This window comes from Kribbella sp. VKM Ac-2566 (assembly GCF_004366005.1).
Lineage (GTDB): Bacteria > Actinomycetota > Actinomycetes > Propionibacteriales > Kribbellaceae > Kribbella > Kribbella pratensis.
On sequence record NZ_SODT01000014.1, the window covers coordinates 452,281 to 463,721 of the forward strand.

An 11,441-nucleotide genomic window follows, 5' to 3' on the forward strand; every position below is an offset into this window, starting at 1 on the left:
GAATCGCCTAAAACAAGGCCGAATTGCCGCGTTGGTGTTTGTGAACGGCGTGTTGAGTCCATAACGTTCCTGTGAGATCGAGCGCTGTGCTCGACGCCTACGTTCACGGAGGGAAGCAGTGAACAAGAGCCAGTTGGTCGAAGCGCTCGCAGTGCACTTCGACGGAAACCGCCGCCAGGCCCAGCACGCGTTGGAGTCGGTGATCGACACCGTCCAGCGTGAGCTGACCAAGAAGGGCGGCAAGGTCGCCATCACCGGTTTCGGTGCCTTCGAGGCCATCGAGCGTGGTGCGCGCATCGTGCGCAACCCGCGGACCGGTGAGACCAAGCGCGCCAAGAAGACCACGGTTCCGAAGTTCCGCGCGGGTGCGGAGCTGAAGGCCGTTGTCTCCGGTGCCAAGAAGCTGCCGAAGCTGGTAGCCCCGAAGCCGGCCGCGACCGCCACCAAGGCGACTGCCCCGGCGAAGAAGGCCGCTCCGGCCAAGGCCGCTGCGACCAAGACCGCCGCTGCGAAGAAGACGGTCGCCAAGAAGGCCCCGGCCAAGACGGTCGCCAAGAAGGCTCCGGCGAAGTCCGTTGCCAAGAAGGCCCCGGCGAAGAAGGCCCCGGCCAAGAAGACCGTTGCGAAGAAGGCGCCGGCCAAGAAGGCCCCCGCCAAGAAGACCGCGGCGAAGCGCACCGCCCGCTGATCTTCACGCACTGCGGCATACCGCACAACAGCGAAGGCCGGTCATCCCACTCCAGGGTTGACCGGCCTTCGCCGTGTCCCGAGAAGTGTCCGGAGAAAGTATCCGGAGATGCTTGTGGCAACTACAGAGCGGTGCCGAACTCCAGCTTGGTGATCGCCAGTCCAGCACCCGAACCAGTGGTCTCGATCCGCACCCGCTGGCCCACCCGCAGGTGGCGGACCGGTGTGTCCGAGACGGCGTGCACGGTGAACGGGAGCTCGATCCCGGTGTCCGTCAGCACTGCACCGGAGAACGTCTCGCCGTCGTAGCGGCTCACGGTTGCCTGCATGTCAGCAGGCTAGACCTTCGGTCCCGGTCGCGGCACCGAGCACCAGCGACATCACGTCCGCGGTCGCCGGACCGACTCCCAGTTGTACGGCGTGCGCGAGATCGGCGGCCGTGTCGACGTCACGGCGTACCGACTCGATCGCGGTCAGCTCGATCGGCATCGCCCCGGACGCCTGGTGCGCCAGGGCGGAACCGACGCCGAAGCGCGGATCCAGCGCCACCCCGGGCGCCGCGGCGAGCAACGTCGTACCGGTGCCGGGCTGGTCGATCACGAACGAGCGCGGCGCCGTACAGGCTGCGAGGACGGCGGTCAGTTCGGCCGGGCGCAGGGCGGGAAGATCAGCCGAGAGGGCGGCGATTGCGTTGCCTCCGAACTCGGCAGCGGCCACAGTGGCTCCATGCAGCAAGGCTTCGTTGAGACCGGCGGCGGGCAGGTCCGGGACCACGTGCGCTCCGGCGGCGGTCACGTCCGCGGCGACCAGCGGGTCGTCGGTGACCACCAGGACGGCCTGCACCAGGGGAGAGCCGAGAGCGGCCGCAGTAGTGTCGACAGCGAACGCGCGGGCCAGTTCGGGACGGTGCTGAGGGTAGGCCGCAGCGAGCCGGCTCTTCGCGATCGCCGTACGCTTCACCGGGATCACCAGGGTCCAGGGAGCGACCTGTAGGTCTGCCATCAGGCAGGATTCTCCCATGACCGACGGCCATCATGAGCACCAGGAGGCAGCTGTGGACGCGAGGCAGGCGGACCCACGGCCGCCGCGTGGATTCTGGTTCGGGGTGATCGTCGCGATCGTCAAGCCGTTCATGATCGTGTTCACCAAGTGCCGGTTCACCGGACGGGAGAACATGCCCCGCACCGGCGGCGTGGTGTACGTGCCGAACCACATCTCGCACTTCGACCCGGTGCTGCTCGGGTACTTCATCTGGGAGTGCCGGCGGATCCCGCGCTTCCTCGGAAAAGCGTCGGTGTTCAAGATCCCGGTGCTCGGGAAGATCATCAGCGGTGCCGGGCAGATCCCGGTGTATCGGGATTCCGCGCAGGCCGTGGACGCCTTCCGGGACGCGGTGGCCGCGGTCGAACGCGGTGAGTGTGTGGGCGTTTACCCGGAGGGAACGATCACCCGCGATCCCGACATGTGGCCGATGACCGGCAAGACCGGCGCCGCGCGGATCGCGCTGATGACCGGCTGCCCGGTGATCCCGGTCGCGAACTGGGGCGCGCAGGAGATCCTGCAGTCGTACACCGGCAAGATCCGGATCCGGTTGCTGCCGCGCAAGACCCTGCAGGTGCGGGCCGGTGCGCCCGTCGACCTGAGCGCCTTCGAAGGCAAGCCGCTGACCAACCAGCTGTTGCACGAGGCAACCGAGGTGATCATGGCCCGGGTGGCCGAGACCCTCGGCGAACTGCGCGGCGAGACCCCGCCCAAGGAGCTCTACGACCTGCGCAAGGCCAGGAAAGCCGCCGACGGTGAGGACAAGGTATGACGAAAGTAGCGGTGTTCGGCGCGGGATCCTGGGGTACGGCGTTCGCCGTGGTGCTGGCGAACGCCGGGAACCACGTGTCCCTGTGGGCCCGGCGGGAGACTTTGTGCACGGACATCAACACCGCGCACGAGAACCCCGACTACCTCCCGGGACTGCGGTTGCCGGACGCGATCACCGCGACGCACGATCCCGCCGCGGCGGCCGACGGGGCGGAGGCCGTGGTTCTCGCGGTGCCGTCGCAGTCGCTGCGCGAGAACCTCGCGGACTGGGCCGGCGTGCTGCCGAACGCCGTACCGCTGGTCAGCCTGATGAAGGGCGTCGAGCTCGGTACGACGAAGCGGATGAGCGAGGTGATCGCCGAGCTCACCGGCGCCGGCCCCGAGCGAATCGCGGTGGTGTCGGGGCCGAACCTGGCGCGCGAGATCGCCGAGGGACAACCGGCCGCGTCGGTCGTCGCCTGTGCTGACGAGGGGACGGCGGCGCGGTTGCAGAAGCTGTGCCATTCCCCGACGTTCCGCCCGTACACGAACAACGACGTCGTCGGCTGCGAGCTCGGCGGCGCCTGCAAGAACGTGATCGCACTCGCGGTCGGGATGGCGGTCGGTCTCGGGTTCGGCGACAACGCCCGGGCGTCGGTGATCACCCGCGGGCTGGCCGAGATCGCTCGTCTGGGTACGGCGTTGGGTGCGGACGAGCACACGTTCTCCGGGCTGGCCGGCCTGGGCGACCTGGTGGCCACGTGTTCGTCGCCGTTGTCGCGGAACCGGACCTTCGGCGAGAAGCTCGGTCAGGGCATGACGGTCGCCGAGATCGCGAGCGGGACCCGTCAGGTCGCCGAGGGCGTGAAGTCCTGCGCGTCGATCAGCGAACTCGCGCACCATCACGACGTGGAGATGCCGATCGTCGAGCATGTCACCAAGGTGGTCGCCGGCGAGATGACCCCGAAGGACATGCTGTTCAGTCTCGTGTCGCGCTCTGCGAAGTCGGAGCGCTGGGGTTGATCCCGGAAGCGTTCGCGCAGAGCACAGTCGCGCGCGAAGGCGACGCCGGGGCGGCGTGGCTGGCCGAGTTGCCGGAGATCATCGAGGATCTGCTGGCGCGTTGGGACTGCACGGTCGACGGCGAGGTCGCGTACGGCCAGGTCGGCGTCGTCGTGCCGGTGCGCGGTGCTGCTTTGAAGGTGTCGTTCCCGCACCCCGGCAACGATCACGAGCCGGATGCGTTCGAGGCGTGGGACGGTCGCGGGGCGGTCAAGCTGTACGAACGCGACGACGCCCGCTACGCCATGCTGCTGGAGCGAGCGCATCCCTCGACGCTGTTCGAGAACGACGAGGACGTCGTCACGATCGCCGGCGTACTGCATCGCCAGCTGACCATCCCGGCTCCTGACGGCCTGCCGCGGTTGTCGGAGCAGGCCGACGGGTGGGCGGAGGCGCTCCGCAAGGACGCCGCCGAGCTGGATCACCCGTTGCCCGCGGCGGTGGTGGACGCAGCCCTCGCGGTCGTCGACGACCTCGGTCGCAATCAGCCGGAGATCCTGATCCACGGCGACTTCCACCCCCGCAACATCCTCAGCGCGGACCGCGAGCCATGGCTGGCCATCGACCCGAAAGGCTACGTCGGCGACCCGGCGTACGACGCCGCGATCTTTCTCCGCACCCGGGCCTACCACCTGTTCGTCGCGGACGGTCTTCTCGCGGCCGACCTGCTGCGGCAGTTGCGCGCCGAGCTCGGGCAGTTCGCCGAGGCATCAGGCATCGACCCCGAACGCATCAACCGCTGGCTCCAGCTGATCGCCGTACAGTCGTCGTTCTGGGGCCGCCGCCACGGCTTCGGCCGGGCCCGCGGCGGCAGCCACCTCGACCAGATCCTCCGCCTGATCGACGAGCTCGCCATCAGCTGGACCGACTAGGCCTGCAGAACCTGGTTGAGGACCAGGGTGACGGCCCCCAGGAGGGCGGCGTCGCGGCCGGTGCGGGAGCGGACCACGTGGAGGTGGGTGGTGGCCAGGGGCAACGATCTGGCGTAGACAGCTTCGCGGAGGCCGGCCAGGAGGCTGTCGCCGGCCTGGGACAGGGAGCCGCCGACGACGATCACGGACGGGTTGAGCAGGCTGACCGCGGCGGCGAGGACCGTGCCGATCTCGCGGCCCGCTTGGCGTACGGCGGTGGTCGCGGGCGTGTTGCCCGCTCGGACAAGGTCGACGATGTCCTGACTGGTCTCGACGCCCAGCGTGCGGGCGAGTGCGGCCGCGGACGCGATCGCTTCCAGGCAGCCGGTGTTGCCGCAGCGGCAGAGTTCGGTGTGTCCGGGCGCCTGGATGTGGCCGATGTCGCCGGCCGCCCCTTGCGCGCCACGGTGCAACCGGCCGCCGCTGATCACGCCCGCTCCGATGCCGGTGGCAACCTTCACGAACAGCAGGTGCTCGACGTCCGGGTACGTCGTCGCGTGCTCGCCGAGCGCCATGATGTTCACGTCGTTGTCGACCAGGACGGGTCCGGGGAGCTCACGGCTCAGTCGACCCACCACGTCGTACGAGTCCCAGCCCGGCATGATCGGCGGATGGTTCGGCCGCCCGGTGCTGTGCTCGACCGGCCCGGGCAGCCCGACGCCGGTGCCCGCCAGATCGTCCGGTGGCCTTCGGGCCTCACGCAGCAGCGCGTGTCCGGCCCGGGCGACCGCATCGAGGACGACTTCGGGTCCTTCGGCGATCTCGAGCGGCATCGTCGACCGGTGCAGGATTTCGCCGGCCAGGTCCGTGAGGGCGACGGACAGGTGCGTCGCACCGACGTCCGCGGCGAGCACGAGCCGCGCGGTCGGGTTGAACCGGAACCGCGCCGGCGGCCGGCCGCCTGTCGACGCCGCCTCACCCGACGGCACCACCAGCCCTTCCGCGAGCAACGCCTCGATCCGCCCGGTCACCGTGGACCGCGCAAGACCACTGCGCTCGATCAGCTCGGCGCGCGTCCACGGTTGCCCGTCGAGGAGCAGCCGCAGCACCGCGTCCGCCGTACCGAGATCGCTCATCACCGGACTTTCGTCGTACTGGGCCTGGACTTTTGCTTGACAGGGTTCAAAAGGGTCCCATAGCGTCCTACGACGTGTCCACCAAACGGCTCAGGGTAGGTATCGTCGGCGGCGGCTTCATGGGCCAGGTCCACGGCAGGTCCGCGTTGGTCTCCGGGGCGACGGTGGTCGGCGCGGTCGGCTCGTCGCCTGCCAGAGCTGAGGCCGCGGCCGAGGCGACCGGTGCCGAGCGCGGCTTCGCGACCCTCGACGAGCTGCTGGCCGCCGACATCGACGTCGTCCACATCTGTACGCCGAACAACACGCATCGCGACGTCGCGCTGAAGGCTCTCGAAGCGGGCAAGCACGTGGTCTGCGAGAAGCCGCTCGCCACCTCGGTGCAGGACGCGACCGGTCTGCACGCCGCCGCGGTCGAGGCAGGTTTGGTGGGCGCGGTGCCGTTCGTGTACCGCTATCACCCGATGGTCCGCGAGTTGCGCACCCGGATCGCCGCGGGCGACGCCGGCGTGATCACCAGCCTGCACGGCTCGTACCTGCAGGACTGGCTCGCCGGCGCGGACGACCAGAACTGGCGGGTGGACGACACCACCGGTGGGCCGTCGCGCACGTTCGCCGACATCGGGTCGCACTGGTGCGACCTGACCGAGTTCGTCACCGGCGACCGGATCGCCGCGATCAGCGCCCAGTTGCGGACGGTACGAGCGCAGCGTGGCGGCGTCGACGTACGGACCGAGGACCTGGCCACGGCGCAGTTCCGGACCGAGGCCGGCGTGGTCGGGACGATCGTGGTCAGTCAGGTCGCGGCCGGCCGCAAGAACCGGCTGTACCTGGAGGTGTCGGGCACCGAGTCGAGCTTCGGCTTCGACCAGGAGGACCCGGATCGCCTCTGGGTCGGTCGCCGTACCGCTTCGCAACTGCTGACCCGCGACCCCGAGACCTTGAGCCCGCCCGCGGCCCGGGTGAACCGGCTTCCGGCCGGGCACGCGCAGGGGTACCAGGACGCGTTCGATTCGTTCGTCGCCGACAGCTATGCCGCCGTACTGGGTGACCGCCCGGACGGCCTGCCCGATTTCGCCGCCGGAGCGCGGTCCGCTCGCGTGGTCGACGCCGTACTGCGGTCTGCGGCGGACGACAGCGCCTGGATCCCAGTCGAGAACTCTTAGGAGCCTGTGAGATGCCACGCCCGATCACACTGTTCACCGGTCAGTGGGCCGACCTGCCGTTCGAGGAGGTCTGTCAGTTCGCGTCCGAGGCCGGGTACGACGGCGTCGAGATCGCCTGCTCAGGAGACCACTTCGACGTCCAGCAGGCCGTTGACGACGACTCGTACGTCCAGACCCGCAAGGACATCCTGGAGAAGTACAACCTGCAGGTCTTCGCGATCTCCAACCACCTGGTGGGGCAGGCGGTCTGCGACAACCCGATCGACTTCCGGCACCAGGCGATCGTGCCGTCCCGGATCTGGGGCGACGGCGACGCCGAAGGTGTCCGGCAGCGCGCCGCGGAGGACCTGAAGAACACCGCCCGCGCGGCCAAGAAGCTGGGCGTGAACACCGTCATCGGCTTCACCGGCTCCTCGATCTGGCAGTACGTCGCGATGTTCCCACCGGTGCCGGCGGAGCGCATCGAGGCCGGGTACAAGGACTTCGCCGACCGCTGGAACCCGATCCTCGACGTGTTCGACGAGGAGGGTGTGCGGTTCGCGCACGAGGTGCACCCGTCGGAGATCGCGTACGACTACTGGACCACCACGCTCACCCTCGAGGCGATCGGCCACCGCGAGGCGTTCGGCCTGAACTGGGACCCGTCGCACATGGTGTGGCAGGACATCGACCCGGTCGCGTTCCTTTGGGACTTCAAGGACCGGATCTACCACGTGGACTGCAAGGACACCCGGATGCGGGTCGGCGGCGGACGCAACGGCCGGCTCGGCTCGCACCTGCCGTGGGGCGACCCGCGCCGCGGCTGGGACTTCTACTCCACCGGCCACGGCGACGTGCAGTGGGAGGACTGCTTCCGGGTGCTGAACTCGATCGGCTACGACGGCCCGATCTCGGTCGAGTGGGAGGACGCCGGTATGGAGCGCAAGGTCGGCGCGGCGGAGGCGGTCAACGTCATCCGCGCACTCGCCTTCGACAAGCCCGAAGCCGCCTTCGACGCCGCCTTCGCCACCGACAAGTAGCCGAACTTGGGGAGGGTTTTCTACCCGAAACGGGCCAAAACCCTCCCCAAGTCGCTCAAACAGGGCGAGAGTCGCGGCCGACCGCGAAGCCGAGCGTGACTTGTACGGCGGCCAGGGTCGCGAACACGGTCAGCGTCGTGGTCCAGCCGCCGGTCACCTGGGTCAAGTAGCCCGCGACGACCGGACCGGCAGCGGCGAGCGTGTACCCGACTGCCTGCGCCATCCCGGACAGCTGTGTGGTCTCGTGGTGGCCGCGGCCGCGGAGGCTGATCAACGACAGCGCGGCGACCAGTCCGGCGCCCTGGCCCAGCCCACCGACGACCGCCCAGACGATCGCCAGGTGCGGCGCCAGCAGCAGACCTAGCAGTGCTAGCAGAATCGGCACGCTCGCGGTCATCAACCCGGCTCGCTGGTTGGTCGGGTGCTTCAGCAGCAACGGGATGCTCAGCCCGCCGATCAGGCCGAACACCTGGAAGACGAACAGATGCACCCCGGTGGACCGCTCCGAGACGCCGCCGGTCGCGATCTCGATGGTGGGCAGCCAGTTCACGAACAGGTAGAAACTCGTGGACTGCAGGCCCATGAACCCGGTCACCAGCCAGGCCACCGGCTGCCGCCAGACGCTCACCGGCGGAGCGCCGTCGTCCGTTGTTGCCGACGGCATCGGCTCCGGCGACAACGTCCGCGGCAACCAGATCACTGCGACCAGCACGGCGAGCCCACCCCAGACCGCGAGTGACAGCCGCCAGTCGACCGCGTCGGCGATCGGTACGGCGAGGATCGAGGCGATCGCGGCGCCGCCGGTGATGAACGCCGTGTAGATGCCGGTCGCACGGGAAACGTGCGCGGCGTAGTCGCGTTTGATGATGACCGGCACCAGCACGTTGCCGACCGCGATCGCGCCGCCGACCACCGCCGTACCGATCCACAGACCGGCCTGGCCCGTGTACGGGCGGAGCGCGCTGCTCGCCGCGAGCACCAGGAGTGAGACGAACACCGCCCGCTCCATCCCGAACCGCCGCGACGCGAGGTGGACCAGGGGAGAGGCGACCGCGAACGCGAGCAGCGGCAGCGTGCCCAGCAGACCCTGCGCGGCCTCACCGAGGTGCAGATCGAGCCCGATACGCGGCAGCACCGGACCGACCGCGGTCAGTGCCGGGCGCAGGCTCAGCGCGACCACGAAGGCGGTCGCGGTGATCAGCGCCGACCGCTCTCGAGCCATTGGTTCGGACACTACCGCCACAACACGCCTCTCTCCCTGTGCAGATGTCCTACATTTACACAGTACGCTACGCGTGAAGAGGTGATGTCGTTGAAGGGGTCACTCGAAGGGCCGGTGCGGCAGGTGCCGCTCGTGCTGCAGGTCTCGGAGCGGTTCCGGGCGCAGATCGAGTCCGGGGCGTGGCCGCGCGGGTCGCGGATCCCCGGGGAGAACCAGCTCGCAAGCGAGCTCGGGGTGAGTCGTGGCACGGTGCGGGAGGCGTTGCGTTCGCTGAGCCTGACCGGTCTGCTGGAGCCGCGCGTGGGCGACGGCACGTACGTGCGGGCGACCAACGAGATCAGCGGCGTACTGGCCCGGGACGAGCTCTCGGCGTCGCTCACGCATGTCCTCGACGCCCGCGCCGGCATCGAGGCGGCCGCGGCTCGGTTGGCCGCTCAGCACGCGGATCCGGCGAATCTGAGGCCGCTGTCCGATGCGCTGGAGGCTCGCGCCGCCGCCCTGGCGGCGGGGGACCTGGAGGCGTTCGTGGCGGTCGACGCGGACTTCCACCGCGGCGTCGTCGTCGCGAGCGGGAACCCGTTGTTGCTGCGGTTGTACGACGCCCTCGCCGAGGTCCTCGCCGAGTCGATCCGGGAAACCGCGACGATCCCCGAGGACCACCGGATCCTCGACGCGCACGTCGACGTACTGGAGGCGATCCGGGCCGGTGATTCCGAGGCGGCGAGTCAGGCGTCGTACGCGCTCATCGAGTCCGTCAAGGTGGCGGGATCCGGCCAGTAGTACCGGAAGCAGGCGGGCCGGCCGTTGAGGCGACGCGGCTCACCACCCGGCGGTGGGACGTCCTTGCGCTCGCCTCGGATACCACCGCGCGCTTCGTAGAAACCTTGTGCGGCGGTGTTCTGCTCGAGCACCCACAGATAGATCCCGGTGTCCCGTACCGTCTCGGCCGTAAGTGCGAGCAGCCGCGTGCCAATCCCTTGCCGCTTGCGCGGTGCCCGGACGTGCAGATTGTCGACGAGTGCGCCGAACTTCGGATCCGCGTCGTACACCACGTGCGCGAGCCCGATCAGTTGCCCGTCGTACTCCGCCACCGTCGTCCACGTACCGTCACGCGCCGCGAGCCGCTCGGCCCACATAGTTCCGAGATATTCGGGCGACTCGTCGTCGAGGAACTCATCCGCGTAAGCACCCCGGTAATGCCGCCGCCAACTGTCCCCGTGCAACTCCGCAACCGCCGCCGCGTCATTTGGTCCAGCCACTCGAAAAGTCGTCACCTGATGATTCGTATCACCGTGGGAGGACGTCGCCGGGTGCTGTCCGCTGGGTGGGTGCGAGGACCCGGGCGAAGACGGCCAGGCCGGCGGCGAGGGCGGTGACGACGATGAAGGACATGGTCAGGTTGCTGGCCTGGGCTATGCCGCCGATGATCGACGGCGCTACCAGGCCGGAGGAGTAGGTGATGGTGGCGACGCCGGCGATGGCCTGGCTCGGGTTGGGGCCGGTGCGGCCGGCGGCGGCGAAGGCGAGCGGTACCGCGACCGCGATGCCGATGCCGATCAGGCCGAAGCCGACCATCGCGAGGATCGCGTTCGGTGCGAGGACGACCAGCAGGCCACCGAGGGTCGCGATCACGCCGCTCCAGCGCACTGTGCGTACGGCGCCGAACCGGTCGACGACCGCATCGCCGGTGATCCGGGCGATCGCCATCGTCAACGCGAATCCGGTCGTCGCGCCGGCCGCGACGCCGGCCGAGCTGTCCAGGATGTCGCGCAGGTACACGGCCGACCAGTCCAGGCTCGCGCCCTCCGCGAACACCGCACAGAACCCGACCGCCCCGATCAGCAACGCCGACTTCGGCGGCAGCGCGAACCGTGCGGGAGGCTCCTCGTCGTCCTCGGGATGGATGTTCAGCACGAACTGACACACCACCGCCCCGACGACAGTCAGGACGACGGCAGCGATCGTGTGGTGGATCTGCGCACTGAGGTCCGCATGCGCCGCGACCGTCCCGACCGCGGATCCGAGCAGCGCGCCCACACTCCACAGGCCGTGCAACCCGGACATGATCGACTTCTTCAGCCGATGCTCGACCTCGACGCCGAGCGCGTTCATCGCGACGTCGGCCATCCCCGCCGTACCGCCGTAGATCAGCAGCGCGGCGCACAACGTCAGCAGGCCGGGAGCGAACGACGGCAGGATCAGGGAGAGCGTCCAGAGCGCGAGCAGCCCGCGCAGTGCGGTGCGGGTCCCGAACCGGTGACTGACCCGGGCGGCGAGCGGCATCATCAATGCCGCTCCGAGCGCCGGGAACGCGAGCGCCAGGCCGAGCTGGCCCGCGGACACCCCTGCATGGTCCTGGATCCAGGGCACCCGGGTCGCGAACGACCCGGTCACCGATCCGTGCACGCAGAAGACGGCGGCCACGGCGTACCGCGATCGCTTGACGAGCGTGGTGTCTTCAGTCACAAGCAAACACACTATCTGTTTGAACGATCAGGCGGATGGTAGTT

13 protein-coding genes are annotated in these 11,441 nt (G+C 69.3%); 7 read left to right on the plus strand and 6 right to left on the minus strand.

What is annotated here, in order from left to right:
* The first annotated feature begins 118 nt into the window (after positions 1-118).
* A complete protein-coding gene (locus EV647_RS36055; RefSeq protein WP_134011128.1) occupies positions 119-688 on the plus strand; it encodes an HU family DNA-binding protein in 570 nt (189 codons plus the stop codon).
* Positions 689-809: 121 nt separating this feature from the next.
* On the opposite strand, the gene EV647_RS36060 is transcribed toward EV647_RS36055, so the two are convergent.
* Both EV647_RS36060 and cofC read right to left on the minus strand, forming a co-directional pair.
* A complete protein-coding gene (locus EV647_RS36060; protein WP_134011129.1) occupies positions 810-1,016 on the minus strand; it encodes a hypothetical protein in 207 nt (68 codons plus the stop codon).
* A gap of 1 nt (position 1,017) precedes the next feature.
* Positions 1,018-1,689 carry a 2-phospho-L-lactate guanylyltransferase gene (gene cofC / locus EV647_RS36065; RefSeq protein WP_134011130.1) on the minus strand — a complete coding sequence of 224 codons (672 nt, stop codon included), beginning with the start codon at positions 1,687-1,689 and terminating at the stop codon, positions 1,018-1,020.
* Positions 1,690-1,705: 16 nt separating this feature from the next.
* Here cofC and EV647_RS36070 point away from each other — a divergent pair, with 16 nt between their 5' ends.
* From EV647_RS36070 to EV647_RS36080, 3 genes are read left to right on the plus strand one after another with little or no spacing between them, the layout of a single operon-like run.
* Entirely contained in the window at positions 1,706-2,500 is a 795-nt protein-coding gene (locus tag EV647_RS36070) for a 1-acyl-sn-glycerol-3-phosphate acyltransferase (protein ID WP_134011131.1), read from the plus strand.
* Positions 2,497-3,501 carry an NAD(P)H-dependent glycerol-3-phosphate dehydrogenase gene (locus EV647_RS36075; RefSeq protein WP_134011132.1) on the plus strand — a complete coding sequence of 335 codons (1,005 nt, stop codon included), beginning with the start codon at positions 2,497-2,499 and terminating at the stop codon, positions 3,499-3,501. The genes EV647_RS36070 and EV647_RS36075 overlap by 4 nt, the downstream gene beginning before the upstream one ends.
* Positions 3,498-4,412: an aminoglycoside phosphotransferase family protein gene (locus EV647_RS36080; protein WP_202876432.1), complete on the plus strand. Its 915-nt coding sequence runs from the start codon at positions 3,498-3,500 to the stop codon at positions 4,410-4,412. Before EV647_RS36075 ends, EV647_RS36080 begins: the two co-directional genes overlap by 4 nt.
* On the opposite strand, the gene EV647_RS36085 is transcribed toward EV647_RS36080, so the two are convergent.
* Positions 4,409-5,527, minus strand: coding sequence for an ROK family transcriptional regulator (locus EV647_RS36085; protein ID WP_134011134.1), 1,119 nt, complete (start codon positions 5,525-5,527; stop codon positions 4,409-4,411). The two genes, EV647_RS36080 and EV647_RS36085, sit on opposite strands and share 4 nt — an antisense overlap.
* A 74-nt stretch (positions 5,528-5,601) precedes the next feature.
* Here EV647_RS36085 and EV647_RS36090 point away from each other — a divergent pair, with 74 nt between their 5' ends.
* Complete coding sequence (locus EV647_RS36090) at positions 5,602-6,690, plus strand: Gfo/Idh/MocA family protein (protein WP_238177568.1); 1,089 nt, start codon at positions 5,602-5,604, stop codon at positions 6,688-6,690.
* An 11-nt stretch (positions 6,691-6,701) separates the two neighbouring features.
* The gene (locus EV647_RS36095) at positions 6,702-7,709 is read left to right on the plus strand and encodes a sugar phosphate isomerase/epimerase (protein ID WP_134011136.1); all 1,008 of its coding nucleotides are present in this window, start codon (positions 6,702-6,704) and stop codon (positions 7,707-7,709) included.
* A gap of 55 nt (positions 7,710-7,764) precedes the next feature.
* On the opposite strand, the gene EV647_RS36100 is transcribed toward EV647_RS36095, so the two are convergent.
* Entirely contained in the window at positions 7,765-8,931 is a 1,167-nt protein-coding gene (locus EV647_RS36100) for an MFS transporter (protein WP_202876433.1), read from the minus strand.
* Between the two features lie 90 nt (positions 8,932-9,021).
* On the opposite strand from EV647_RS36100, the gene EV647_RS36105 reads away from it, so the two are divergent.
* Positions 9,022-9,711: a FadR/GntR family transcriptional regulator gene (locus tag EV647_RS36105; RefSeq protein WP_202876434.1), complete on the plus strand. Its 690-nt coding sequence runs from the start codon at positions 9,022-9,024 to the stop codon at positions 9,709-9,711.
* Here the strand turns inward: EV647_RS36105 and EV647_RS36110 are convergent.
* Both EV647_RS36110 and EV647_RS36115 read right to left on the minus strand, forming a co-directional pair.
* Positions 9,657-10,190: a GNAT family N-acetyltransferase gene (locus tag EV647_RS36110; RefSeq protein WP_238177569.1), complete on the minus strand. Its 534-nt coding sequence runs from the start codon at positions 10,188-10,190 to the stop codon at positions 9,657-9,659. The genes EV647_RS36105 and EV647_RS36110 overlap by 55 nt on opposite strands.
* 28 nt (positions 10,191-10,218) lie before the next feature.
* Entirely contained in the window at positions 10,219-11,397 is a 1,179-nt protein-coding gene (locus EV647_RS36115; RefSeq protein WP_134011142.1) for an MFS transporter, read from the minus strand.
* Positions 11,398-11,441: the final 44 nt, after the last annotated feature.